This is a genomic window from Mycobacterium sp. ACS4054, assembly GCF_001667275.1.
Classification (GTDB): domain Bacteria; phylum Actinomycetota; class Actinomycetes; order Mycobacteriales; family Mycobacteriaceae; genus Mycobacterium.
Genome location: NZ_LZHV01000051.1, coordinates 1 through 24,194, shown reverse-complemented (window position 1 = coordinate 24,194; position 24,194 = coordinate 1). Strand labels below are relative to the sequence as shown.

General features: G+C 68.5%; 24 protein-coding genes, 1 tRNA gene and 1 pseudogene. 15 read left to right on the top strand and 11 right to left on the bottom strand.

Going from position 1 to position 24,194, the window contains the following annotated elements:
• Positions 1-110: 110 nt before the first annotated feature.
• Positions 111-419, top strand: a pseudogene (locus A5730_RS14125) (NADP-dependent oxidoreductase); the annotation flags it as partial.
• A gap of 153 nt (positions 420-572) precedes the next feature.
• On the top strand, positions 573-1,397 hold the full coding sequence (locus tag A5730_RS14120; protein WP_067901242.1) for a family 16 glycosylhydrolase: 825 nt from the start codon (positions 573-575) through the stop codon (positions 1,395-1,397).
• Here the strand turns inward: A5730_RS14120 and A5730_RS14115 are convergent, their stop codons facing one another.
• Both A5730_RS14115 and A5730_RS14110 read right to left on the bottom strand, forming a co-directional pair.
• A complete protein-coding gene (locus A5730_RS14115) occupies positions 1,398-2,906 on the bottom strand; it encodes a glycosyltransferase family 39 protein (protein WP_067901239.1) in 1,509 nt (502 codons plus the stop codon).
• A 52-nt stretch (positions 2,907-2,958) separates the two neighbouring features.
• Positions 2,959-3,186 carry a hypothetical protein gene (locus A5730_RS14110; protein WP_067901237.1) on the bottom strand — a complete coding sequence of 76 codons (228 nt, stop codon included), beginning with the start codon at positions 3,184-3,186 and terminating at the stop codon, positions 2,959-2,961.
• 106 nt (positions 3,187-3,292) lie between these two features.
• On the opposite strand from A5730_RS14110, the gene A5730_RS14105 reads away from it, so the two are divergent.
• From A5730_RS14105 to A5730_RS14095, 3 genes are all read left to right on the top strand, one after another.
• A complete protein-coding gene (locus tag A5730_RS14105; RefSeq protein WP_055400563.1) occupies positions 3,293-3,598 on the top strand; it encodes a hypothetical protein in 306 nt (101 codons plus the stop codon).
• 71 nt (positions 3,599-3,669) lie between these two features.
• On the top strand, positions 3,670-4,341 hold the full coding sequence (locus tag A5730_RS14100) for a GAP family protein (RefSeq protein WP_067901233.1): 672 nt from the start codon (positions 3,670-3,672) through the stop codon (positions 4,339-4,341).
• 10 nt (positions 4,342-4,351) lie between these two features.
• Complete coding sequence (locus A5730_RS14095) at positions 4,352-5,023, top strand: GAP family protein (RefSeq protein ID WP_067901255.1); 672 nt, start codon at positions 4,352-4,354, stop codon at positions 5,021-5,023.
• On the opposite strand, the gene A5730_RS14090 is transcribed toward A5730_RS14095, so the two are convergent.
• Positions 5,002-5,748 (bottom strand): hypothetical protein, encoded by a 747-nt coding sequence (locus A5730_RS14090; RefSeq protein WP_067901230.1) that lies wholly within the window; start codon positions 5,746-5,748, stop codon positions 5,002-5,004. The two genes, A5730_RS14095 and A5730_RS14090, sit on opposite strands and share 22 nt — an antisense overlap.
• A gap of 28 nt (positions 5,749-5,776) precedes the next feature.
• Here A5730_RS14090 and A5730_RS14085 point away from each other — a divergent pair, with 28 nt between their 5' ends.
• Complete coding sequence (locus tag A5730_RS14085) at positions 5,777-7,267, top strand: bifunctional phosphatase PAP2/diacylglycerol kinase family protein (RefSeq protein WP_067901227.1); 1,491 nt, start codon at positions 5,777-5,779, stop codon at positions 7,265-7,267.
• Here A5730_RS14085 and A5730_RS14080 read toward each other — a convergent pair.
• From A5730_RS14080 to A5730_RS14065, 4 genes are all read right to left on the bottom strand, one after another.
• Positions 7,264-8,655, bottom strand: coding sequence for an FGGY family carbohydrate kinase (locus A5730_RS14080; protein WP_067901224.1), 1,392 nt, complete (start codon positions 8,653-8,655; stop codon positions 7,264-7,266). The two genes, A5730_RS14085 and A5730_RS14080, sit on opposite strands and share 4 nt — an antisense overlap.
• Entirely contained in the window at positions 8,652-10,052 is a 1,401-nt protein-coding gene (locus tag A5730_RS14075) for a mannitol dehydrogenase family protein (protein WP_067901222.1), read from the bottom strand. Before A5730_RS14075 ends, A5730_RS14080 begins: the two co-directional genes overlap by 4 nt.
• Positions 10,053-10,072: 20 nt before the next feature.
• On the bottom strand, positions 10,073-10,387 hold the full coding sequence (locus A5730_RS14070) for a DUF732 domain-containing protein (protein WP_197506255.1): 315 nt from the start codon (positions 10,385-10,387) through the stop codon (positions 10,073-10,075).
• Positions 10,388-10,535: 148 nt separating this feature from the next.
• Positions 10,536-10,868 carry a DUF732 domain-containing protein gene (locus A5730_RS14065; RefSeq protein WP_067901215.1) on the bottom strand — a complete coding sequence of 111 codons (333 nt, stop codon included), beginning with the start codon at positions 10,866-10,868 and terminating at the stop codon, positions 10,536-10,538.
• Positions 10,869-11,148: 280 nt separating this feature from the next.
• Between A5730_RS14065 and A5730_RS14060 the strand changes: the two genes are divergently transcribed.
• Entirely contained in the window at positions 11,149-11,691 is a 543-nt protein-coding gene (locus A5730_RS14060) for a hypothetical protein (RefSeq protein WP_067901212.1), read from the top strand.
• Between the two features lie 89 nt (positions 11,692-11,780).
• Here A5730_RS14060 and A5730_RS14055 read toward each other — a convergent pair whose 3' ends face one another.
• Positions 11,781-12,602, bottom strand: coding sequence for an Ig-like domain-containing protein (locus A5730_RS14055; protein WP_067901209.1), 822 nt, complete (start codon positions 12,600-12,602; stop codon positions 11,781-11,783).
• A 167-nt stretch (positions 12,603-12,769) separates the two neighbouring features.
• Positions 12,770-14,113, bottom strand: coding sequence for a lipase family protein (locus A5730_RS14050; protein WP_067901205.1), 1,344 nt, complete (start codon positions 14,111-14,113; stop codon positions 12,770-12,772).
• A gap of 149 nt (positions 14,114-14,262) precedes the next feature.
• On the opposite strand from A5730_RS14050, the gene A5730_RS14045 reads away from it, so the two are divergent.
• The 4 genes from A5730_RS14045 (at position 14,263) to A5730_RS14030 (ending at position 18,346) form a co-directional block, all read left to right on the top strand.
• Entirely contained in the window at positions 14,263-14,886 is a 624-nt protein-coding gene (locus tag A5730_RS14045; protein ID WP_067901201.1) for a cutinase family protein, read from the top strand.
• Positions 14,887-14,978: 92 nt separating this feature from the next.
• Positions 14,979-15,965 carry an alpha/beta hydrolase gene (locus A5730_RS14040; RefSeq protein WP_067901198.1) on the top strand — a complete coding sequence of 329 codons (987 nt, stop codon included), beginning with the start codon at positions 14,979-14,981 and terminating at the stop codon, positions 15,963-15,965.
• Positions 15,966-16,231: 266 nt separating this feature from the next.
• Positions 16,232-17,062 carry a hypothetical protein gene (locus tag A5730_RS14035; RefSeq protein ID WP_156745804.1) on the top strand — a complete coding sequence of 277 codons (831 nt, stop codon included), beginning with the start codon at positions 16,232-16,234 and terminating at the stop codon, positions 17,060-17,062.
• 243 nt (positions 17,063-17,305) lie between these two features.
• Entirely contained in the window at positions 17,306-18,346 is a 1,041-nt protein-coding gene (locus A5730_RS14030; RefSeq protein ID WP_067901192.1) for a site-specific DNA-methyltransferase, read from the top strand.
• On the opposite strand, the gene A5730_RS14025 is transcribed toward A5730_RS14030, so the two are convergent.
• A complete protein-coding gene (locus tag A5730_RS14025) occupies positions 18,335-19,018 on the bottom strand; it encodes a hypothetical protein (protein ID WP_082946837.1) in 684 nt (227 codons plus the stop codon). The genes A5730_RS14030 and A5730_RS14025 overlap by 12 nt on opposite strands.
• 142 nt (positions 19,019-19,160) lie before the next feature.
• A tRNA-Gly gene (locus A5730_RS14020) sits at positions 19,161-19,234 on the bottom strand.
• A 184-nt stretch (positions 19,235-19,418) separates the two neighbouring features.
• Between A5730_RS14020 and A5730_RS14015 the strand changes: the two genes are divergently transcribed.
• The 4 genes from A5730_RS14015 to A5730_RS14000 all read left to right on the top strand — a co-directional run.
• Positions 19,419-20,075 (top strand): hypothetical protein, encoded by a 657-nt coding sequence (locus A5730_RS14015; protein WP_082946836.1) that lies wholly within the window; start codon positions 19,419-19,421, stop codon positions 20,073-20,075.
• A 23-nt stretch (positions 20,076-20,098) separates the two neighbouring features.
• A complete protein-coding gene (gene dcd / locus A5730_RS14010) occupies positions 20,099-20,671 on the top strand; it encodes a dCTP deaminase (RefSeq protein ID WP_055400524.1) in 573 nt (190 codons plus the stop codon).
• A gap of 132 nt (positions 20,672-20,803) precedes the next feature.
• Positions 20,804-22,849: a hypothetical protein gene (locus A5730_RS14005; protein WP_304442326.1), complete on the top strand. Its 2,046-nt coding sequence runs from the start codon at positions 20,804-20,806 to the stop codon at positions 22,847-22,849.
• Positions 22,850-23,065: 216 nt separating this feature from the next.
• The coding region (locus A5730_RS14000) for a hypothetical protein (protein WP_231994686.1) at positions 23,066-24,194 on the top strand (1,129 nt) is incomplete at its 3' end.

Below are 24,194 nucleotides of genomic sequence, written 5' to 3'. Positions count from 1 at the left end.
CCCCCCCCCCCGCCGCCCCCCCCCCTCCCCCCCGCGCCCCGGCGCCCCGCCCCCCCCTCCCCCCCCCCGCCCCCCCCCCCCCCCCCCCCGCCCCCCCCCCCCCCCCCCCCCCCCACGCCCGGGTCGTCCTGTGCGGGGTGATCTCCAGTTATCTGACGGGCGAGCATCCGGGCCCGGCCAACTACGTGAACCTGCTGTCGAAGACCGCGTTGATGCAGGGGTTCAACTCCCTCGACGAATGGGGCCGCTTCGACGAGGCCTTCGCCGCCTTGCGTAAGTGGGAGGCAGAGGGCCGCCTGCGGCACCGGGAGACCATCTTTGCCGGGATCGAGTCGTGCGTCGACGCCCTCAACGGCTTGTTCACCGGGGTCAACATCGGCAAAACGCTGGTCAAGCTCAGCGAACCGGCGTCCCGCTGACCCGCGCCGTTCTCAACATGGGAAAAGTCGCCGCCACGGCCCGGGTGTGGCATGCGTGGCACCCCGGCGCGTGGTTTCATAACACCGTTTGCAAGAGTTGCTCAGGGGTATCGCGCTAGGTCGGAACCGGCTTTCACGATTGGTGGGTTGTAGATGGATCGTCGCAGCATGATGTTGATGTCGGGGCTCGGCTTGTTCGGGGCTGCGATGCGGTTGCCGGGCGCGTGGGCCACCCCCTCGGCGCCGCAGGCGCCGATGGCCGGCGGTGGGCCCTACATCTTCGCCGACGAGTTCGACGGCCCCGCGGGCTCGGCGCCCGACCCGGGCAAGTGGACGATCCAGACCTGGCAGGACGACGTCTTCCCGCCGGTCGACGGCATCTACCGCGACGACCGCCAGAACGTGTTCGTCGACGGGCACTCCAATCTGGTCCTGTGCGCCACCCACGACGTGCTGAGCAACACCTATTACAGCGGCAAGCTGCGCGGCAACTTCCGCAGCATGATCAACCAGACCTGGGAGGCGCGGATCAAGCTGGACTGCCTGTACCCCGGCCTATGGCCGTCGTTCTGGGGGGTCAACGAGGACCCGCTGCCCGACGGTGAGGTGGACATCTTCGAGTGGTACGGCAACGGCTCGTGGCCCCCGGGAACCACGGTCCACGCGGCGTCCAACGGCAAGACCTGGGAGGGCAAATCCATTCCCGGATTGGTCGACGGCGCCTGGCACACCTGGCGCATGCATTGGGGCGAAGAGGGTTTCGAGTTCTCGCGGGACGGCGCCGAGTACTTCAAGGTGCCCAACAAGCCCATCCACGTCGCCGGCGGCGCCCCCGATGACTTCCGGTGGCCGTTCAACAAGCCCGGCTACTGGATGACGCCGATGTTCACCCTCGCCGTGGGCGGGGTCGGCGCCGGCGATCCGGCCGCGGGCACCTTCCCGGCCTCGATGCTGGTCGACTACATCCGCATTTGGTGACTAACGCTGCGCTTTGAACACCTGCACGAGGTTGAACTGCCAGCGCTCGACGAGCCGGAAACCCAAGTCGTGCGGGACCGCGAAGGACGGCGTCGCGCCGTAGACCGGTCCGGGCGGGATCGCGGGGCCCTGCTCGTGGGCCGGCTGTGACGGATCGGCCTGGGTGATGATCCACACGACGCCGCAGTGGCTCAACGGTGTCGCGACGACCTCTGGAATGAGGTTGGTGTCGAAGACGTCGTTGCGGTCGGTGGCCCGCTGCCACAGGGTGAGGTCGACCAGCTTGCGGTAGGCGTCCGGGCGCGCCGCCATCAGCGGGCGCATCGGGGCCGGCATGAATGTCACCGTGTCGTTCACCAGCAGGCAGTCGCCCGGGGCCGCCTTCGCGGTGATCAGGTCGGCAACCTGGCTGTAGTCCATCCCGTACTTGGCGTACGGATTACGCTGGGCAAGAACATAATTGGGCGCAGCGGCGACGCCGAACAGGGCGACCAGGGCCGCCGTCAGCCAGGGCCGGGCGGTCACCGCGGCCGCGCAGACGCCCAGGATCAGCGCCATGCCGGGCGCCGTGAAGGACAGGTAGCGCGGGGTGTAGATCGGGTGCACCAGCGCCGAGTAGATCACGATGGCGGCGGTCGGCAGCGCGAGCCAGGCGGCCGCCAGGGCCAGCAGCTGCCGGTCGCCCCGCGCCAAGGGCGCCTTGACCAACCACACGGCGATGGCCGCCGCGATCACGAGCGCCGACAGCACGGCGAACGGGGGGCTGCGCTCGAAATACTGTTGCACCACCACGTCTTCAAGCGTCCGGCGACCGATCGGGGCGATCCAGCTGATCTGGTGCGCCTGCCCGGCGACCGTGAGCAGGAACGGCGCCATGGCGCCGACCGCAACGGACGCGGTGACGCCGAATCGAAGCAAAACCCTTCGCGCGCAATTGGATACGACGACGAGGTGCGCCGCCACCATCAGCGCGAGGTACACCTCCAGCGTGATCGACGCGGCCAGGGCGAGGCCGTAGGCCACCCACAGCCAACCCGTGTCGCGGCGTGCGGCGCGCACCAACAACACCGTCAGCCACACCGCGGCCATCATGGACAGCGCGTAGGGGCGGGCCTCGATGCCCGCCCAGGTGGCCCGGGGCAGGACGGCGCAGAAGACACCGGAGGCCACCGCGACGGTGCGAGTCGAGAACTGCTTGCCCAGCACCACGATTCCGGCGGCCGCGCCCCCGACGGCCAGCCCACTTGGCACGCGCGAGAAGAACTCCGTCGGTCCGAACACCTGAAACCAGGCGTGCATCAGCAGGTAGTACAGGCCGTGCACGGCGTCGACGTTGCCCAGCATCCGCCACAGCTGGGCAAGCGAACGACTGTATGCGGCCGAAATGGTGGCGGCCTCGTCATACCAGAAGGAGGGGCGGCCCGCGCCACCCAGGCTCACCGCGACCGCGAGCAGGCTGACGAGCAGCGGGTCCAGCGCGGCCGGCGGGCGGCGAAGCGGGTTCCGCACGTCGCTATGGTGCCAGAAGCGTGCCCCGGGCCCGTCGGGCCCTAGCGCCGGGTCAGTTCAGCAGCCAGACGTGCCAGAAGCCGTCGGAGCCCTCGCGGCAATCCCAATGGGTGTAGAGGTGGTCGTTGTGGGTGATCTCGACGTTCGGGGCGTCCGCCTGGCAACCGGCCAGGCTCGAGTAGTTGCCCTCGACCTCGACCTGGTCCGCGGCGGCCACGCCCACCCCGGCGGTGAGCAGCCCGGCCAACGCCAATAGGCCAGCGGCGCAAGCGATCTTCATGTGGACCTCCCCTTGATGGTTGAGCCGACTATATCGGTCGGCGAGGGCGGGGGATCGAAAACGGGGAACTCGACGAACCGGCGTTATTCGAACGTATGATCGATCGATGGGGCAGTTCGCGTCCATCGGGTACAACGGCCAGCCGGTCCGCAGCCCGTTTCGGGTGGTGCGCCCGCCGATCGCGGTGCTGGTGGACCTGACGGTGCTGTTCCCGCGCGAGCCGCACCGCTCCGGCCGGTATCAGCCCAACGGACTGCAACTGCACAAGGTGGTCGAGGGCCTGCTGAGCTGCTGGGGCCTGTGCGAGCAGGGCGACTGGTGGGGGCTGGTGACCTACCCGATCGCGTATGGCTCCGAGCGCAAAACCGTGACGCACTGGGTGCCGGCCTGGACGTTGCGCCGGAGACGCTGAAAGCCGTTCCGGCGGCGGCGCTTACGCCGGAGCCGTGCGGGCGCGCCGAGCCGATGCGATGATTGCTGCCCGTGGACGCAAGTTTGGGCTCGGTACTGACCAAGCTGGTCGCGCTGGCGGCGGTCATCGCGCTGTCGCCGATCACGGTCATCCCGGCGGTGCTCGTCCTGCACGCCCCGCGGCCGCGGCCGACCGGCCTGGCCTTCCTCGCCGGGTGGGTGCTGGGTCTGGTCGCCCTGACCGCCGCGTTCGTCGCCGGTTCGGGCCTGCTGGAAGGCCTGCACAAGGCGCCGCCGACGTGGGCGTCGTGGCTGCGCGTGGTGCTCGGGTCGGCGCTGATCGCGTTGGGCGGATACCACTGGCTGACCCGGCATCGGCACGGAGCCATGCCGCGCTGGATGCGCTCGTTCTCGACGCTGAGCCCGGCGCGTGCGGGGGTGACCGGGGCGGTGCTGGTGGGCGTGCGGCCCGAGGTGCTGATCCTGTGCGCGGCGGCCGGGTTGGCCGTCGGCAGCAGTAGCCTCAACGCGGCCCGCCAGCTGGTGGCCGCCGCGGTGTTTCTCGTGATCGCCGCGTCGACGGTCGCCATCCCGATCCTGGCGTACGCCGGCGCCGGCGACCGCCTCGACGATGCGCTGGAGCGCCTCAAAGTCTGGATGGAGGAAAACCACGCCACGCTGCTGGCGGTCATCCTGGTTCTGATCGGTTTGATGGTGCTCTACAACGGGATTCACGCCCTGTAGATTGCTGCCCATGGCAGGCAGCTGGGGCACGGTGCTCACCGGGCTCGTTCCGCTCGGACTGGTCATCTCGCTCTCGCCACTCACGGTCATCCCGGCCGTGCTCGTGCTGCAGGCGCCGCGGCCGCGGCCGACGGGCCTCGCCTTCCTCGCCGGCTGGGCGCTGGCCCTTGCCGCGCTGACGGCGCTCTCCGTCACCGCCTCCCACCTGCTTGGCGGCCTCGACAAGTCGCCGCCGCGATGGTCGTCGTGGCTGCGGGTGGTGCTGGGTTCGGGGCTGATCGTGTACGGCATCTACAAGTGGCTGAACCGGCACGGCCACGCCGAGTCCCCGGCCTGGATGCGCTCGTTCGCCACCATCACCCCGGCCCGGGCCGGGATCATGGGGGCCGTCCTGGCGGTGGTGCGGCCGGACGTGCTGCTCATCTGCGTTCCGGCCGGGCTGGGCATCGGCACCGCCGGCCTCGGCCTCGCCGGTGACTGGCTGGCCGCCGCCTTCTTCGTCGCGATCGCGGCGTCAAGCGTGGCGATCCCGATCCTGGCCTACGCGGCCGCCGGCAGCCGCCTCGACGACCCGCTGGCCAGGCTCAAGGACTGGATGGACCGCAACAACGCCGCCCTGCTGGCGGCGGTCCTGGTGCTGATCGGTGCGATGGTGCTCTATCACGGGATCGACGCGCTGTAGCCGCCGTCGGCCAGGCCGGCGTCCGCCTCGAGCCGGTTGACCGCGCCGAAGGCGTATTCCCGGATCAGCTCCCGGCCGTAATCGCGCAGCATGCCCGCGTAGCCCTTCGCCGCCCACTGCCGACAGTGCCGCTCCTCGTGGTGCAACACTCGATCCAGGTCGTGCCAGGCGCGCCCGGATTCGATGATCCGGCGCAGCCCCTCGGCCGGGTCGGTGACGGCGCCCATGTTGACCATGAAGATGTCACCCCAGGTGGTGCCGCCGCGCCGGCAGAATTGCCGCTGGATCCAGTTGCCGCTCAGGCCCATCAGGATGCCGTTCGGCGTCGTGACCAGGCGCCCGCCGTTGCGGTCGACGAAGCCGACGTCGCGCGCGTAGCTCCAGTGGTTCGCGTTCTGCCGCCGCATGATTCGCGTGATCTCGGCGGCGCCGTAGGGCGTCGGCGGGAAATCGGTGCGCCGCCCACCCCCGCCGCCGTAGCCGGTGCCGGCGTTCAGGACGTAGGTGCCCAGCACCGCCGCGCGGGCGTCGCCGCCGCTGACGCCGCGGGGTAGCAGGAAGAACGACTTGCCGTCCGGGTCGCGGATCTCGACGGTCTTCGCGAGCGGTCGGAAGCTGTCCGCGGTGATGGCGTGCCGCCGGGTGATCTCCGCGAGGACGTCCGGGGCCACGCCCCGCCGCGCGGCGTTTTCCCGCCATCTCTGGTAGTAGCCCGGTGCGTCCATGTCCGCCAACCAATTTAGGGTGTAGCGAATGAACAGGCGGCCCTGGCAACGTGCGCGCGGCATCAACCAGATCACCCGGGGGCTGGGCACCCTGGACCGGGAGATCTTCGAGGCGATCGCCGAGACCGACACCCCGCTGCTGGATGCGGTCATGCCGCCGCTGACCCGGGCAGCCGACAACTCCAAGCTGTGGTTCGCCATCGCCGCGGCCCTGATGGCTTCGGGCAACAAGAGCGCGCAGCGCGGCGCGACGCGCGGCGTCGTGACGCTGGCGCTCACCAGCCTGGTCACCAACCAGGTCGCCAAACGCATCCGACGCCGCCCGCGTCCCGGGTACGAGCTGGTGCCGCTGGTCCGGCAGGTCCGTCGCCGGCCGACGTCCAACTCCTTCCCGTCGGGACATTCGGCCAGCGCGGCCGCGTTCGCCGTGGGCGCCGGTCTGGAGAACCCGATGGTGGGATTCGGGCTGGCGCTGCTGGCCGGACTGGTCGGACTGTCGCGGGTGGCCACCGGCGCGCACTACCCGGGCGACGTCGTCGCCGGGTTCGGCATTGGGGCGGGCGTTGCGGTGCTGGGCGGCCGTCTGGTCCCGCCGATCGTCGAAACGGCCCTGCCCAAGACGGAACCGCTGCGGGTCGAGACGCCCGAGCGGCCCGACGGGTCCGGGGTGGTGCTGGTCATCAACCCCGAATCCGGCAGCGGCACCGGCGCCCGCGTCGTCGACGAGGTGCGCAAGGCGCTGCCGAAGGTCGACATCCGGGAGCTGGGCCCCGACGACGAGCCGGCCGACGTCCTGCGCGAGGCCGCCGAGCGCGCCGAGGTGCTGGCCGTCGGCGGCGGCGACGGCACCGTGGCGGCCGCCGCGGGCATCGCCATCGAGACCGGGCTGCCGCTGGCCGTGTTCCCCGCCGGAACGTTCAACCACTTCGCCAAGGACATCGGCTGCGACACCGTGGCCAAGACGGTCGACGCGATCCGGCGCGGCTGCGTGGCGTGCGTGGACCTGGTGTGCCTCAACGAAAGTCAGATGGTCCTCAACACGGCCAGCATCGGCGCCTACCCGGCCTTCGTCCGACGGCGCGAGAAACTGGAGAAGCGCATCGGCAAGCCGCTGGCCGGTCTGTACGCGATGCTGCACACTTTGCGCAACGACCAGCCCGTCCGGATCTCGTATGACAACAAGACGCTGCTGACGTCGCTGTTCTTCCTCGGCAACTCGCTGTATCTGCCCACCGGGTTCGCCCCGTCGCGGCGGACCCGGATGGACGACGGCCTGATCGACGTCCGGATGCTCGAAGCGGGACGCCGCCTGTCGCGGACCAGGATTTTGACCGCGCTCGCATTGGGTCGGCTGGAGCGCAGCCCGCTCTACCACGAGCTGCAGGTGCCGGAATTCGCGTTCTCCGCCGTGGACGGGCCGACGGTCATCGCGTATGACGGTGAGGTCGGCGACGAATACGAGAAGGCCAGCTTCACCGCCAAATACCGTGTCCTGCCGGTCTTTCGGCCCTGCGACTAGGCGCCCTCGGTGAGGTCGCGCAGCCGGGCATAGCGCGCGAGCACGTCGGGCGTGGGGGCGGCGGTGTATTCGTCGGTCCGCGGCGGCATCCAGGCGGGCGGTGTCGGTGACCCGCTGAGCGCCCACGCCGCCTGCCGCGCCGCGCCCAACGCGACGTACTGCGCCGGGGCCGGCGCCAGCACGGGCACGCCGAACACCGCCGGGGCGATCTCGCGCAGGGCCCGCGACCCCGCGCCGCCGCCGATGAGCAGGACGCGGCGCGGGGTGACGCCGTGCGCGGCCAGGTGGGCCAGGCCGTCGGCCAGCGCGCACAACAACCCCTCCACCGCGGCGCGGGCCAGGTTGGCCGGCGTCGCGTTGGCAACCCGCAGGCCGTGCAGGGCGCCGGAGGCGTTGGGGCGGTTGGGAGTTCGCTCACCCTCCAGATAGGGCACCAGCACCAGTCCCGCGCTGCCCGGCGGCGCGGACAGCGCGAGCGCCGACAGCTCGTCGTGGTCGACGCGCAGCATGGCGGCGGCCGCGTCCAGCACCCGCGCCCCGTTGAGCGTGCACACCAGCGGCAGGTAGCGCCCGGTGCCGTCGGCGAATCCGGCGACGAAGCCGGCGTCGTCGCGGACCGGATCGGCGCTGACGGCGGCTACCACCCCCGAGGTGCCGACCGAGACCACCACGTCGCCCTGGTCGGCGCCCAGACCCAGCGCCGCGGCGGCGTTGTCCCCGAGACCGGCCCCGAATATTGTTGTGCCGCTGCGTGTTCCGGCCGACGGGCCCAGCACGGTCGGTAGCCGCGGCCGACGACCGCGCAGGGCCCGCTCGAGCAGGTCGACGCGATAGTCGCCGCGGGCGGCGTCGTAGTAGCCGGTGCCGCTGGCGTCGCTGCGATCGGTGGTCAGGGCCGCGATGTCGGTGTCGCCGCGCAGCCGCCACGTCAGCCAGTCGTGCGGCAGGCAGACGCCCGCCGTGCGGTCGGCGTGCCGCGGCTCGTGGTCGGCGAGCCAACGCAGCTTGGCCACCGTGATCGCGGCCAGCGGCACGACGCCGACGGCCCGCGCCCACGCCCCCGGCCCGCCCAGCTCGTCGACGAGCGCGCGCGCCGCGTCGGCCGACCGCACGTCGTTCCACAGCAGCGCGGGCCGAACCACCTGGCCCGCCGCGTCCAGGCACACCATGCCGTGTTGCTGCGCGCCGACCGCGACCGCCTCGACGCCGTCCAGCCCGCCGGCCGCCGCGATCGCCTGTCGGGTCGCGGATTCCCATGCCGCCGGGTCGATTTCGGTGCCCTGCGGGTGGTCGGCCCGGCCCTCGCGGAGCACTTCACCGGTCGTGGCGTCACAGATCAGCACCTTGCAGGACTGGGTCGACGAATCGATGCCGGCGACCAGGGTCATGCGTCGACCCCGATGAGCGCCCACAACGTGGCGCGCGCGCCGTGCCGGTGCAGGGAATCCAGCGCCCACAGGTAGGGCTCGCGGAAGCGGGGCTGGTCGACGAGGTCACCGAACACCGCGCGGTTGGCGAGGAAGGCGCTGGGCCGGTCGCGTTGGGAGCGGGCGATCGGGACGAGCGTGTCGGCGAGCGCGTCCACCACGTCGATCGGTTGGCCGCCCTCGTCGATGCCCTCGGCGTAGCGGGCCCAGCTGGCGACGATGGCCGCGGACAGCCGCACCGGCCCGCCGCCACGCAGGTTGTCGGCGACCACCGGCAGCAGCCACTTGGGGATGCGGTTGGACGAGTCGGCGCACAGCCTGGCGACGGTGTCGCGCACGTAGGCGTTGGCGAAGCGGGGGAGGAGCCCGTCCTTGAACTCGGTCAGCCCCGGCACCCGCACCAGGGTCGGCATCGCCTCGGATTCCATATACCGGCTTAAGAATTCGGCGATCACCGGATCCTGCGCGGCCTCGTGCACCAGTCGATAGCCGGCCAGGTAGGCGAAGTAGCACAGGCCCTGATGGCTGGCGTTGAGCAGCCGCAGCTTCATCGCCTCGTACGGCGACACGTCGTCGACCAGTTGGACGCCGGCGTCCTCCAGCGGGGGCCGGCCGTCGGCGAAGCGGTCCTCGAGCACCCACATGGCGAACGGCTCGGCGACCACGGGCCACGCGTCGCGCACGCCGAATTCGGCGTCCAGCCGCGCGATGGCCTCGGCGGGGGTGACCGGGGTGATGCGGTCGACCATCGAATTGGGGAAGGCGGTGTGTTCGGTCATCCATTGCGCCAGTTCGGGATTGAGCTGCTCGGCGTGGGACGTGAACGCGCGGCGCGCCACGTTCCCGTTTTCCACGATGTTGTCGCACGACACGATCGTGGGGGAGGGCAGCCCGCGCTCCCGCCGCCGGTTCAGCCCCTCGGCCACCAGCGGAAAGACGTCGCTCAGCGGGGGTTGGTAGCCGCCCTCGGTGATGGTGAGCGAGACGATCCGGGTGGCCGGCGCCGCGAGCCGCTCGACGACGGCCTCGGGATCCTCAGGCGCGTAAAGGAAGTCGACGATCGAGCCGATGACCCGCGGCTGCCGGGTGCCGTCGGGGTGCTCGAGGATCAGCGTGTACAGGTAGTCCTGGGCCCTGAGCGCGTCGCGCATGCGGCGGTCACCCGGCAGCACCCCGACGCCGCAGATCCCCCAGTCCCGGGCCAGCCCGTCGTTGAGCAGCCTGTCGAGGAACATGGCCTGATGGGAGCGGTGAAAGCCGCCGACGCCGAAATGCACGATGCCGAAGCCGATCTGGCTGCGGTCGTAGGCCGGGACGGGGATGCCGAGAGCGCTCAGGTTGCGCGCGCTCAGCTCCATTCCCGGAACTTAGCTCACCGTCAAGCGTTGGGGCACAGATCGCGCAAGGCGAAAATCACCACGTCCGCGGCCTGGCGGCCGTTGATGCCGCCGGTGCCCTGGTCGGCGTCCGAGCGCTGGATCGCCAGGCCCTCCAGCTGTTGGGGGGAGGCGCCCCACGAAAGCTGTTGGCACAGGTCCGCGCCCATCTGCAACAGCGCCTCGTCGCCGCCGTTGACCGCGTGGATGCCGGCGTTGTGCAGGTCGTTGATGAAGGCAGCGCCGTCGGCCCGCGCCGGGCCGGCCCACGCGATCGCCGCGGCCAGAAGTGGGCCCCCTACCAGGGCCGCCCCCATGAACCGGCCATACGGCCGCTGTGCTGCCATCGAAATCTTCTCCTTCGTCCCGTGCCCGATTCGGATGATGCACTTTTACACGAAAGCACCGCCGAACACGCTGCGGAAGATAAATCCCGATGATGAATAGTCGGCAAAGACCGGGGAGTTAGGCGTTCGGGCAGAGGTCGCGCACGGCGTCGATCACGACGTCGTCGGCCTCTTGGGGGGTGAGGCCCCTGGACCCCTGCCGGCTGTCGGAGCGTTGCAGCGCCAGGCCCTCGAGTTGGGATGGCGGCGCGCCCCACGACAGTTGCTGGCACACGGCCAAGCCCATCTGCACCAGCGCTTGGTCCCCGCCGGTGACCGCGCCGATCCCGTTCTTGTGCAGGTCATTGACGAAGGTGGTCGCGTCGGCCTGCGCCGGGCTGGCCCAAATCACCCCGGCGATCAGGAGGGGGCCTACCACCAGCGCCGCGTTCACCAGTCGGCGTGCAGTCATGGCTTGCGCTCCCCTCTTCGTAACCGTCCGGTTGCCTGCGGTTCACCTTCCATGGAACCGCCGGGAGATATCGCGTCAGCCTAAAATTCGCTGTGAATAACCTGCGTGAAATTGAATTCATCCGGCCCACGGTCGCCGCCGATCGTGACGCCGTTGTGACGTCACCATTTGGAAACGGCGCGGTGCGGCGTCTCGGGCGTTTCGCGTCGACTGCCGACAATTGGCTCGTTATCTGCTGCATCGGATATGTGAGCGCGAATTAAAAGGAGAGTCGACGCTGATGGCGATCGTCGATCGGTTGAACGTGAAAGTACTTGCCAGCCTTGGGTTGTGCGGGGCCGCGCTTGCGTTGAGCCCGGATGCGGCAGCCGCGCCCCTGAAGACGGGCGGCTACGCCTGCATCGAGGGCCAGGCCGGCGAGGCCGGTGCACCGCTGGCCGGACCGGGAGGTGCCGGTGCCGGTGCCGCGGGCGGAGCGGCGGCCGCGGGCGCGCCGACGGCGCCGATCTGCGCGGCGAGCGCGCCGCTCACCGACATGGCGGGTGTCCCCCTGGCGGTGCCCGGCCCGGGGCCGCTGGGTGCGCCGGTGCCGCTGCCACTGGGCGCGCCGCTGCCGTTGCCCCTGGGCGCGCCGCTGCCCATCGCCCCGGTGGTGCCGGCGGGCGCTCCGCTGGTCGCCCTCGGTGGGCCGCTGGCGGCCGGCGCCCCCCTCGAAGGCGCCCCGCTCATCGACATGTCGGGCGTCAAGGACGCCCCGACCGGGCCGGCGCCCACGGGCGGACCCCAGCCCGGTCAGCCGGTGGCACCCGGCCCCTCGCACTGAGCCCTCCGATACGAAAGGACCCGCTGGTTTCGGCCAGCGGGTCCTTTCGTATGCGGTTGGGTGTTAAGGGCTTTCGAGCGTCTGCCCGCTCAGGACGGCGGCCGCTCCCACAGGTCTTGCTGGACGATCACCGGGTCGCCGACATTAACCGTGTTGTAGTACCACTCGGCGTCTTCGGGGCTCAGGCTGATGCAGCCGTGGCTGACGTTCTCCAGCCCGAGTGATTTGACCGCCCAGGGGGCGGAGTGCACGAACAGGCCGCGGTTGGTGATCCGGACGGCGTAGTCGACGTTGAGCATGTAACCGTTGGGATCGTCGACCGGAATGCCGACGCTGCTCGAATCCATAAGCACCGAACGGTCTTTCGCCAAGACGGTGTAGTTGCCGACGGGCGTCGGGAACTCCGGCCTACCCATCGACGCCGGCATCACGCCCTCTTCGCCGAAGTGGGGCCGGTGGTGCGGAGCCGGCAGCGGAGCTGCGTCCACTCCGTCGATGGTCACCTTGAAGGTGTGGTCCGTGATGTTCGCGACGCCGACGACCTTTGGGCCCGTTTTGAATTCCGTCTCCCGGCCGTCCACCGCCAGCGCGATGGTGCTGTGCGCCGGCCAGTAGTGGTCCGGAACCCACTGCACGACCTTATTGTCCAGCCAGTCGAACTTGCCGGTCATCGCGGGCGACGACTTCACCGCGATCGCGCGCTCGGCGGTCTGCCGGTTCGCGACGGGCGCGTCGAACGTCACCACAACCGGGTGCGCCACACCCACCGTCGCGCCGCGAGCCGGGAGCACCGACGCGATGGCCAAGTGATGCGGCTGGGTCGCCGCCGCCATGCTGGCACCGGTTGGCCCCGCGACCACACTCGCCGCGACCCCGACCCCCGCAAGAACACACCGAACGACCGTCCGCATGGCTCCGTTTCCTTTTAACTGACATAGTTGCAATAGGGATCGTAAACGGGCGATGACCAGCGGAAGCGCAAGGGCGCGTTCGCATTCGGTCAAGCCTCGGTCACGGTTTGGCCACGGGGGTTTAGCCCGGTGAATGTGGTCCTACCCTGCCGGTTCGGCGGCGCTGCCTACTGGGCATCCGTTGTCGACAGCGGATGACGTTCGACGGAGCGCCCGAGGACGACCTTGGCCGTGATAACGCCCAACTTGGCCATTCCCAGGTACGTCGACGGGTTGAACAGCGTCGGCCACACTGTGCGGGTTTTGTGTTCGTTGACCGGCCGGTCGGCGAATCGATCGCGCAGCCATCTCAGCGTCATGGGCGCCGACAGTGGATGCAGCAGCAGATGCCCACAGAACCGGTCGCGGTGATACGTGACCGCTGCTCCAATGCGTTGGTATTCGGCCACCAGTGCGTCCACATCGTCGACGCTGATGATTCCGTCGTGCACCGCCTGGATGACCAGCACCGGAGATTTGGGCCTGGACTTGCCGAGCTTGGTCTCATCGAAGATGTGCCGGACCTCGGGTAAGTCCCACAACTCGTCGGCCGTCATGTCGACGTAGGACCCGATGTCGACGTTGTGGAAGCACCATACCGCGTGGGCCGTGGTCATCGTTTTCAACTTGTCGAGCAGGGCTTTGCCCTCGTCGGTCGCGTGCTCATCGACGACCTTCTGCGCGCCGGGGAAGACTTCCGTCAATGCGGAGATCATCAACGCGGCGAGGCCGGCGAAGAAGCTGCAATTGAGGCGGCGCGCCACGCTGCCTGGGTCACCCACGGGCGAACCCAGAACGGCACCAACGATATTCAGTTCAGGTGCGTACTGCTCACTCAGTTCGGCAGCCCACGCCGACGCCAGCCCTCCGCCTGAATATCCCCACAAACCCACCGGTGCGGACGGTGACAAATCCAAGCGCTCGCACCGCATCGCGGCCCGCAGCCCGTCCAGGATCCGGTAGCCGGGCTCGACCGGAGCACCCCACATGCCATGGCACCCCTCGTGATCGGGTACGCAAACCGTCCAGCCTTCGGCCAGTGCGGCCGTCACCAGCAAGTACTCGGCTTGGGTGAACGCACCAATCGGTCCCGCGCCGCGCCGCATGGCAAATGAGGGAAAGCAGCGCGACGCAACAGCGTCGATCGCGCATTGATAGGAGAGGATCCGATCAGCAGCGTCCGGCTCACGGTATGCCGGGACAAGCACTGTCGTTACAGCGACTTCTGCTTCTTCGTGCAGGTTCGTTGTGCGGTAGAGCAACTGAGTGGCTTTTACCGGCTGACTGATGAGGCCCAGAAATCCGATCTCCACGTCGCGCGACCGCAACACCGCGCCCGGTTCCGCGTGCTCGTAGCCCTCTGGCGCACGGTAGAACGGATCATCGTCGGGTGAGACCGGACGATCACCGCGTCGTAGCTCGTCGTGCGGCGGGCTCGCGAATCTGACCGTCGTGGCGGAATGGCTGTCCACTGCGGTGGCCCCCCTCGGCGTCGCTTACCGGGCCGCGCCCCCGCCGCCCGGGGTTTGCATTACCCGCGGTACCGGGTTTCAAACGGGTCGATCAACAGCTGCGTGCGAAGGCCGGATCGATCAACGCAGTGAATCCGTAATATCGCGTCATGAGGCTCGGCATCGCGGCCGCCGTCCTGGTCGCCGCATTGATGATTGCCCCGGCGGCGTCCTTCCCGGTAACGCCGCTGATTCCGGCGGCATCGGCCGCCGCGTGTCCCGATGCCGAGGTGGTTTTCGCTCGCGGCAGAGAGGAGCCACCCGGCGTCGGCGCAGTCGGCGACGCGCTGGTCAACGCACTGCGCGGCAAGACGCGTATGTCGGTCGGCGTATATGGGGTTAACTACCCCGCCAACATAAGCACCGGCAGTGGTGCCAACGATATGAGCGCCCATGTTCAGTTCATGGCCCGGAGCTGCCCGAATACCCGCATCGTGCTCGGGGGCTATTCGTTGGGTGCCGAGGTGGCCGATCTGGTGACGGGGGGTCGCGCGGGGTTCGGGTTCACCAACCCACTGCCGCCGGGCGTGGATCAGCACATCGCAGCAGTCGCGTTGTTCGGGAATGGGACTCGGCGAGTCGCCCCCGCGTTTGCCGGTAAGACGATCGACCAGTGCGCGGTCGGGGACCCCATCTGTGGGGGAGGCACGAATTGGCCGTCGCATCTGCAGCCGTCATACATCGGCTCCGGACTGGTGGATCAGGCCGCCGGCTTCGTCGCCGGCAAGCTCTAGCTGCGAAGAGGGTTGGGCACGAGCGGTGCGGTCCGAGGTGTCGCTTGCAGGGCACCTGGCAGTTCACCCCCGAGCGACTACATTCACCGACCATGAAGAAGATCGCGGCGCTCTCCGCCGGCGGGGCCGCCGCGCTGGCCGCCCGTCGGTATCTCGCGATGCGCGACGCGCTCGCCGATGTCGAGCCCGAGTTGCGCAACCCGGCGCTGCCGTTTGTGACGGTCACCTACTCGGCCAAGGCACTGCCGCTCATCCGCCCCGTATACCGAGTCAGGTCGTCGCCCGGCAGCGGCGTCAATGTCGCCACGCGGACGATCGGCGACCGTGGAATGCGGGTCCTCATCACCACGCCCAACGGGCATCAGGCCAAACGGCCCGCGGTCCTGTCGCCGCACGGCGGCGGCATGATCGTCGGATCTCCGCAGCTCGAACAGATGACTTCCGGACGGCTCGCCAGGGAGTTGGGGGCCGTCGTGGTGTCTCCGGATTACCGCCTGGCGCCTGAAAACCCTTTCCCCGCAGCCCTCGACGACTGCATGGCGACCTTGCAGTGGATGCGCGACAACGCCGACGACTTGGGTATCGACCGCGATCGCATCGCCGTCGTCGGCAGGAGTGCGGGCGGCGGGCTGGCGGCGGCTGTCGCGCAGCGTAGCCACGATGAGGGCTTCACGCTGCGCGCTCAGGGTCTCCTGTACCCGATGCTCGACGACCGCACGGGGCTGGACGAGGACGACGAGGGTCGCGGCCGGCTCGTCTGGACATCCCGGACCAATCGGTTCGCGTGGACGGCGTACCTCGGCCGGGAGCCGCGGCGCTCCGATGCGCCGCCGTACGCGGCGCCCGCGCGACGCGATGACCTGTCCGGCCTTCCGCCCGCGTGGATCGGCGTCGGCGAGCTGGACCTCTATTACCGCGAGGACGTGGCATACGCGGAGAAGCTACGTGCGTGCGGTGTGCCGTGCGAGCTGATCACCGTCCCGCGGATGTACCACGCCGCGGACGGCTTCGCGCCAAAGGCGCCGTCGATGGAGACGTTCATTCGGAGTTTGGTGAACCATGTGAAGGCACACCTGTGATCGTGGAGCCGATGACGGGAATCGAACCCGCGTATTCAGCTTGGGATGCCGTTTCTACGGTCGAACGAGTGAGCGATGGCACTGGTCGGGGTGTTGCAAAGATTGGTGAATCCGGCCTCTACCTGCGATTGCAGTACGACTAGGGGCGCTATCGGTACGGTTCCGGTCCTGCCGCAGTACGGGCGCGGTCGGGGGTACGGACGGGGTACAGGGACACGGACGGCGACACGCCGAGTTGTGTCGGTGGTCCTTGGGAGAATGCCGTTATGGCGGGGCAACGGTTGTCGCAACGGAGGGGACGGGCTCAACCCGACGGGCCGTATGAAGGTGTGCCTCCGCATCTGGCCAACGGACTTTTGAAATGGTTCAACGACACGCTTAGGCCCTACCAGAACCGCCAGATCAATGAGCAGAAGCTACTTGAGATAGCGGGCTTCATGCGTGCGGAGGTCGAACCGGATTGGCGAATCGAAACTGTGCTGCAGCACTTGATGGGGGTCGCCCAACAGGATGGGGACTATTTTCTCGACCTCATCGATGGAACCCTGCAATACGTTGGTAGCAAGTACAACGCTCCGCGTCTGAAGGCGCTCCTGGACGCTGGTGGCTCGGTCTGGACCGTGTCTGAAGACCACAAATCTCTAGTAAAGGTCGTCGGTGACGAGTCGCAAGCCACCTACGACGCTGCAACTATCGTGGCCGATGAGGCGACGACCGAATTGAGGGAAGCGTGGACGAACGCCTTCGGTCGCAATGGTGACCCGTCTGATGCCTGGGACCATGCCATTAAAGCGGTTGAAGATGTGCTGATCCCGGAGATGATGCCTAACAACACCAGCGCTACTCTAGGCAACGTTGTCGGGGAACTAGCCGGGCAGAACGGTGCGCAGTGGAGGTTGGTGCTTCCGGGAAATAACCAGGATCACGACGTCGCGCACCTTGTCGCGATGCTTCGTTTGATATGGCCCAATCACGACCGACACGGCGGATCAACACCAAAGCGAACGCCGTTAGAGCCGGAAGCGCGGGCGGTTGTGACTCTCGCCGCGACCATCGTCCAATGGCACCGAGAAGGCTGGGTAGTCCAAAAGCGTTAGCCCCAGCTTCTTGGTTTGATGCGCGTGCTTCGCAAAGCGCCGCTGCGTGGCTTACTTCTTGGTGGCCATCTCACGTTCCTGTCGTTGGCAGCCCGGCCGCGCGGGGCCAACGCCCACCTACATCGGGAATGTCGTGCCATTGCTCGGTTGAGAGGAGATCCGATCTGGACACGCTACGTTTCGAGACGCTGGGGTGTCGGACCGGCGAAGTAAAGTTCGGCTAGCGACTGAGTAGGAGAAGAGATGCAGGTGAACGGCCTCGAAGTCGACCGCATTGAATTGGGAGATTGCCTAACTTGGCTGAAGGACGTGCCCGATGAGTCGGTCGACCTTGTTGTGTCGTCGCCGCCATACAACATTGGCAAGGAGTACGAGACGCGACGCGCGTTGGACCTGTACATGTCAGAGCAAGCGGACGTACTCGCTCATTGCGCACGTGTGTTGAGGCCGACGGGTTCAATTTTCTGGCAGGTCGGCTCCTATTCGATCAAGGGACAGCTGATCCCGCTCGACGTGAAGTTCTTCCCGATTTTGGAGGAACTCGGCATGCAGCCGCGGAATCGAATCGTCTGGGTCCGGCAACACGGTCTGCACGCAAAGAACAAGTTCTCCGCCCGGCACGAGACGATTCTTTGGTTCAGCAAGTCGGACAGCTACAAGTTCAATCTGGATCCGATTCGAGTCCCTCAGAAGTATCAGAACAAGAAGTCTTGGCGCGGTGAGAACAAGGGTGAGCTGACCTGCAATCCACTCGGCAAGAATCCCGGCGATATATGGTCATTCCAGAATGTGAAGCATAACCACGAAGAGCAGACGATCCACCCAGCGCAGTTTCCTGAGGCGATGATCAGTCGCATTATTTTGGCTACAACTGACGAGTCGGATGTGGTGCTCGATCCCTACATGGGCACCGGTACCGTCGCTGTAGCCGCTAAGGATCTTGATCGACACTACGTCGGCACGGAGATTGACGAGCGGTATTACGAGCTTGCCCTGCAGCGCATCAAGGTCAAGCCTGACGCCGACGGCATCTTTCCAAACTTAAAGACTCTGCGGCGCTACGCATCTGAAACGGGTACGTCCGCATCGGGCTACCGGTTCGCCGTGCAGGTAGGCGCGTCGGCGACAGACAGAACCAAGGCCAAGATATTCGACGAGGCTCACCATCTAGCCGACCTGGAACATCGGTTGGACCTTGAGGAAAGTGCCTTCGCCGATCGACTGCTCGGAATTGAGCCGCCAGCCTTCGAGGCGCCGAAAGCCCCTCCGACTCTATTTGAGTGAGAGGGAGGCGGCGTAGTTTCCGTGTTTCGCTGGCCTGCCGCGCCATGCGACGTCGAACGTGCGGAGCTCTCGACTCGCGGGCACGCGGTCGTAGCGAGGGTTGGCGTACAAGTTCCACATCGCCTCTAGCTCCGACACGCCGTTCTGAATGGAGAGGCCTACGAAGCGAATCGGGACGGTGAAAGACTTGAAGGTCATCGCCGCTTCAAGCTGGGCTCGTCCTTGCTCGTAGTACAAAGTGCTATTCGAGGCGGGAAACAGCCCACACTTCGTGACCACAATTAGAGCCTCCACTCCGGCCATGCCCGCGAGATGGATTCCAGAAACATAGACGCCCTGAGTGCGAATCACGTTGTTCCACAAGAACGGATAGTTCGAGAACTGCCACTCTGCGAGGGTCGTGCGTTTGCCTGCATCCCAATCTAAACCGAACTCTTTGAGCCCGTCGGGTACTGGGATCTTGTTCCAGCCGAGCGCGGCAGCCCTGTCGGTCAGTTCCTTATTAGTCGCTTTCGGATCGAAGATTGGCCGGTGATTCAGGCCCGCTTGGTCGCTTGGTTGCAACTGCGGCAACGTGCCCTCAACCACGGACGCAATCTCTGCCCACTCCGTGGAGCCGGGACCCTCGAAGAATTCCTTGGCTCCTGCGAAGTCGCTGAGCTCGTACTGCACCCTTTCGCCCCCTGTGATCGCCTGCCGGCGTGCAGCAGGCTACGGCGTGGAGCGAGTTGTGTCCACATTCGAACACGGGGTACAGGCGGGGTATCGAGCCGTAAGACGGTTTAGCGATTCGGCGCATCACCGCAGGTAGGCGTGGAGCCGATGACGGGAATCGAACCCGCGTATTCAGCTTGGGAAGCTGATGTTCTGCCATTGAACTACATCGGCGCTGTCGACAACGAAGGCTAGCATCCGACCGCGGATCCGTTGGGCGAGTAGCGCGGCCGCCAGCGACCCGCCCGCGGTCGTCGACCCCGCCGCGCAAATGCCCGGCACCGGGGAAATGGCCGCTGTCCTGCAAATTCGAAGACGCGTGTTTATTATTCCGTGATCGTGTCGTAATGTGCCTGGGGTGGGTCGGCACAGATTAGCCAAGAAGCGGCGGAAGTCCCCGCTTGTCCTGGCAGCGGCGCTGGGCCCCGCCGCGGTGTTCTTCGCGGCGGCCGGCGATGTCGGCCCTTTCGTCCCACCACATGTCGCGGCGCCCGTTATTGGAGACAATTCAGCGTGCTGCTTAGAAATCGTCTCGGCGAAGCCGATGGCGATCACGCTCGCGTCGGACGTGTCCCGTGGCGACGGGATGGCTCCGCCCCCCGCGGCATCCAGGTATCACACCCGCTCGCGCTTCCTGCCCGCCGGCCTTACCCCCGAACAGGGCCTGCAGGTGCGGACGATCCTGGTCTCGCGCGCCATCACCGCAAAGTTCCCCCAGATCCACGAAATGGGCGGCGTGCGACCGGATCCGCTGCCCTGGCACCCGCTGGGATTGGCGATCGACGTGATGATCCCCAACCCGCAGAGCGCCGACGGCATCGCCCTGGGCGACGAGATCGTCGCGTACGTGATGCAGAACGCGCGGCGCTTCGGGATCCAGGACGCGATCTGGCGCGGCGTCTACTACACGCCGGGCGGGGCGCAGCCGAGCCGGCTCGGCCACTACGACCACGTCCACGTCACGACCACCGGCGGGGGCTACCCCAAGGGTGGGGAGATGTACCTGGCTGACTGACGCCCAGCGGCTAGGCTCGTCGCGTGCTGCTCTCCGATCGTGACCTCAGGGCCGAAATCACCGCCGGCCGGTTGGGCATCGACCCCTACGACGCCACCCTGGTGCAGCCCTCCAGCATCGACGTCCGCCTGGACTGCATGTTCCGGGTCTTCAACAACACCCGCTACACCCACATCGACCCGGCCAAGCAGCAGGACGAGCTGACCACGCTCGTCGAACCCGTCGAGGGTGAGCCGTTCGTGCTGCACCCCGGCGAGTTCGTGCTCGGCTCCACGCTGGAGCTGTTCACCCTGCCCGAGGACCTCGCCGGCCGGCTGGAAGGCAAGTCGTCCCTGGGCCGGCTGGGCCTGCTGACCCACTCGACGGCCGGCTTCATCGACCCGGGCTTCAGCGGCCACATCACGCTGGAGCTGTCCAACGTCGCGAACCTGCCGATCACGCTGTGGCCGGGGATGAAGATCGGTCAGCTGTGCATCCTGCGGTTGACCAGCCCGGCCGAACACCCTTACGGCAGTTCGCAAGTTGGTTCCAAGTACCAGGGCCAGCGCGGACCCACGCCGTCGCGCTCCTATCAGAACTTCATAAGGTCTACATAGCTTCCGCGGGGAGCCCTCACCCCCGTTCTGCGCGATACTTAGTTAGCCACGGTTTTTTTCCTCCGCCAGGCCGTGGTTCAGCGCGCAATACCTTTGGAGGGGTTTGTCTTGGATATCGTGCTCGGGGTGTCGATGGCACCGGCATCGATCCAAATGGTCGTCCTCGAAGGCGAATACGCCGACGGCGCCACCGTAGAAGAGGACGTGTTCGACGTCGCCGCCGCCGACGAAGCGGCCACTGCGAGCGCGTCGGATCAGGTGCTCGCCGCGATCCTGGGCACCCAGGAGGGCGCGGCCGACGCCGGGCTCGAGGTGTCGTCGATCGGCGTGACGTGGACCGACCAGCTCGAGGCGGCGGCGTTGCACGACGCGCTGGCCGCCCATCGCATCGAGAACGTCATGCTGGTGTCGGCGTTTCTCGCCGCGACGGCGCTAGCCCAAAACGTCGGTGCCGCAATGGGTTACGAGCGCACCGCGGTGATGTTCGTGGAGCCCGACACCGCGACGCTGGCGGTGGTCGAGACCTCGGACGGGTCCATCCCCGACGTCTACAAGCAGCCGCTGTACGCCGACTCCTACGAGCAGGCCGCCACGCAGCTCGGCGGCATGATCGGCGGCCTGGAGAAGCTGGCGGCCGCGCCGGACGGCGTGTTGGTGGTGGGCTCGGGCGTCGACATCGCCCCGCTGAAGCCGGCGCTGCAGACGGCGACCTCGCTCGAGGTGAGCGTCCCCGAGGAGCCGGAGACCGCGCTGGCCCGCGGCGCCGCGCTGGCGGCGGCCAACGCGCCGCTGTTCGCGTCCTCGACCGCCGCGCTGGCCTACGCCCAGGACCCCGGCACCGGCGTCGTCGACCAGCACTCGCTACCCGAGTACCTTTACGCGCCCTTCGGAACCGACGACGAGCTCGCCTACAGCGCGGTGCCCGACGAGGACGCCGATTCGCCGACCGTGGTCATCGAGAAGCTCTTCGTGCAAGAAGAGAGCCAGCCGCGGCGCCGGCCGGCCCTGTTGATCGGTAGCGGGTTGGCGGTCGCGGGGATCAGTGCGGTGTTGGCGCTGGAGATCGCGCTTGCCATCGGCATCCGCTCGACGGGGACCGTCGCGTTGCAGCCCACGCCGGGGCAGCACCTCATCGTTCCGGCGCAGGAGGCGCCGGCGCCCGTCGAGGCGTCGGCCCCGGCGGCCAAGATCCACATGCCGGAGCCGGTGGCGGCGCCCAAGCCGATGACCCCGCAGTTCGCCGCGCCCATGCCGGCGGCCCCGCCGCCGCCCGCGGCGCCTCCGATTCCCGCGCCAGCGGCTCCGGTGGTGCCGGTTCCGGTGGTCGTTCCGCCGATCGCGCCGGTGATCCTGCCCCCGGTCCGCGTGCCCGTTCCCAACCCGGTGCTGACTCCGCCGGTGATCCAGGCGCCGCCGCACGTGTCGCCCCCGCCGCCGGTGGTGGTGGTGCCCCAGCCGCCGGTGGTTGTGCCCCAACCACCCGTGCATGTCCCGGAGCCGCCGCAGTCCGGCGGCACGGGGCCGCAGTCGCCGCCGCACCAAACTCCGCCCGGTTCGGGTACGGGCGGTTCCGGCGGTGGGCATGTACCGGCACCCGGTTCGGGCACGGGCGGCTCGAGCGGCGGGCACGTCCCTCCTCCCAGCTCCGGTGACGGCGGCCTCGGTGGTGGGCACGTCCCTCCTCCTAGTTCCGGTCCGGGTGGGCTGGGCGGTGGCCACGTCCCGCCTCCTGGCTCCGGGGAAGGCGGCCTCGGCGGTGGGCACGTCCCTCCTCCTAGTTCCGGCCCCGGTGGGCTGGGCGGCGGGCACGTCCCGCCTCCTGGCTCCGGGGACGGCGGCCTCGGCGGTGGGCACGTCCCGCCTCCTAGCTCCGGCCCCGGTGGGCTGGGCGGCGGGCACATCCCGTCACCCGGTTCGGGCGGCGGTGCGCCCGGTGGCCCCGGTGGCCTGTTCGGCGGCGGACCGGGCGGCGGCTTCGGCATCCCCGGCGGCGGTCACAGCGGTGGCGGTTTGCCTGGCGGGGGTTTGCCCGGCGGCGGCGGCCTCGGCGGTGGCGGCGGACTCGGCGGCGGCCACAGCAGCGGCGGCTTCGGCGGCGGCGGTGGTGGCGGCGGCAGCTTCGGTGGCGGTGGCGGCGGTCACAGCGGAGGCGGCGGTGGCGGTGGCGGCCATAAATAGCCGTTGAGGGCTAACCCCGGCCGGTCGCCGCACGGCGCAGAAGGTCGCGAACGCGCGTAAAATCGTGACACTAGGGAAAAACAGGGTGGGGACCCAGTGACCTCTGGCGATTTCCGCGGGGTGCGGCGGCCACGTCCTCATCAGGACTAGCAAGCGAACCATGGAGGAGCTTTGGACACGGTACTTGGCGTGTCGATGGCGCCGACGGCCGTCCGAATGGTGCTGGTCGAAGGCCAGAATGGCGAAGGCGCCACCGTCGACGAAGACAACTTCGACGTCCCGCCCGAGGACGACGCCGCAACGCTAAGCGCGGCGAATCAGGTAGTTTCGGCGATCCTGGGCACGCGGGAGGGCGCGGCCGAGGGCGGCTACCAACTCGCCTCGACCGGGGTCACCTTCACCGACCCGATCGAGGCCGCCGCCCTGCGGGATGCGCTGGCGGCGCACAAGGTCGAGAACGTGATGTTGGTCTCGGCCTTCCTGGCCGCGGCCGCCCTGGCGCAGGCCGTCGGCAGCCAGACCAACTATGCGCAGACGGCGCTGCTCTACATCGAGCCCGACACCGCGACTCTGGCCGTCGTCAACAGCGCCGACGGGTCGATCGTCGACGTGCAGCGGCAGCCCCTCCCGGCGGACGACGAGGCCGCGGTGGCCCAGCTGGCCACGATGGTTTCGCACGCCGAGACGCTGGAGACGCGGCCGGACGGTGTGTTCGTCGTCGGCTCCGGCATCGACATCCCGCTGATCAAGCCCGCGTTGGAGGCGGCGACATCGCTGCCGTTGTCGGCGCCCGAAGAGCCCGAGACCGCGCTGGCGCGGGGTGCGGCGCTCGCCTCCGCGAACGCGCCGCTCTTCTCGTCGTCCACCGCGGCGCTGGCCTACGCCCAAGACCCGGGCACCGGCGCCATCGCCCCGTTCGGGATCACGCCCGGCTACTTCGACACCCCAGGAACGTTGAGCAGGGACGCGCTCGCCTACAGCGCGGTGCCCGACGACGCCGACGACCTTTACACCGGCGCGCACACCGGCGCGACCGCGCTCGTCGACGCCGGCGACCCCCAGCGCAGCTCGTTCCGGCTGGTGGGAAGCATCGTGGCCGGCGTCTTCGTCATCGGCGTGGTGGCGCTGGTCGTCTCGCTGGCCATCGCCATCCGGCCCACGGCCAACGTCCAGCCCAACCCGAACCAGAACGTCGTCGTCGCTCCCAGCCGGCCCGCCCCGGCGGCTCCGGCGCCGGCCGAGGCCCCCGCTCCGGCGGCGCCCGCACCGGCGCAGGAGGCTCCGGCTCCCGCTCCGGCTGCCCCCGCCCCCGCGCCCGCGCCCCCCCCCCCCCCCCCCCCCCCCC

Coding starts and splice junctions, on each gene's coding strand:
- A5730_RS14085 (WP_067901227.1), top strand. CDS start 5,777: ATGAACAGGCGGCCCTGGCAACGTGCGCGCGGCATCAACCAGATCACC.
- A5730_RS14075 (WP_067901222.1), bottom strand. CDS start 10,052: ATGGAGCTGAGCGCGCGCAACCTGAGCGCTCTCGGCATCCCCGTCCCG.
- A5730_RS14080 (WP_067901224.1), bottom strand. CDS start 8,655: ATGACCCTGGTCGCCGGCATCGATTCGTCGACCCAGTCCTGCAAGGTG.
- A5730_RS14030 (WP_067901192.1), top strand. CDS start 17,306: ATGCAGGTGAACGGCCTCGAAGTCGACCGCATTGAATTGGGAGATTGC.
- A5730_RS14110 (WP_067901237.1), bottom strand. CDS start 3,186: ATGAAGATCGCTTGCGCCGCTGGCCTATTGGCGTTGGCCGGGCTGCTC.
- A5730_RS14065 (WP_067901215.1), bottom strand. CDS start 10,868: ATGACTGCACGCCGACTGGTGAACGCGGCGCTGGTGGTAGGCCCCCTC.
- A5730_RS14120 (WP_067901242.1), top strand. CDS start 573: ATGGATCGTCGCAGCATGATGTTGATGTCGGGGCTCGGCTTGTTCGGG.
- A5730_RS14060 (WP_067901212.1), top strand. CDS start 11,149: ATGGCGATCGTCGATCGGTTGAACGTGAAAGTACTTGCCAGCCTTGGG.
- A5730_RS14040 (WP_067901198.1), top strand. CDS start 14,979: ATGAAGAAGATCGCGGCGCTCTCCGCCGGCGGGGCCGCCGCGCTGGCC.
- A5730_RS14090 (WP_067901230.1), bottom strand. CDS start 5,748: ATGGACGCACCGGGCTACTACCAGAGATGGCGGGAAAACGCCGCGCGG.
- A5730_RS14005 (WP_304442326.1), top strand. CDS start 20,804: ATGGCACCGGCATCGATCCAAATGGTCGTCCTCGAAGGCGAATACGCC.
- A5730_RS14055 (WP_067901209.1), bottom strand. CDS start 12,602: ATGCGGACGGTCGTTCGGTGTGTTCTTGCGGGGGTCGGGGTCGCGGCG.
- A5730_RS14095 (WP_067901255.1), top strand. CDS start 4,352: ATGGCAGGCAGCTGGGGCACGGTGCTCACCGGGCTCGTTCCGCTCGGA.
- A5730_RS14045 (WP_067901201.1), top strand. CDS start 14,263: ATGAGGCTCGGCATCGCGGCCGCCGTCCTGGTCGCCGCATTGATGATT.
- A5730_RS14035 (WP_156745804.1), top strand. CDS start 16,232: ATGGCGGGGCAACGGTTGTCGCAACGGAGGGGACGGGCTCAACCCGAC.
- A5730_RS14105 (WP_055400563.1), top strand. CDS start 3,293: ATGGGGCAGTTCGCGTCCATCGGGTACAACGGCCAGCCGGTCCGCAGC.
- A5730_RS14070 (WP_197506255.1), bottom strand. CDS start 10,387: ATGGGGGCGGCCCTGGTAGGGGGCCCACTTCTGGCCGCGGCGATCGCG.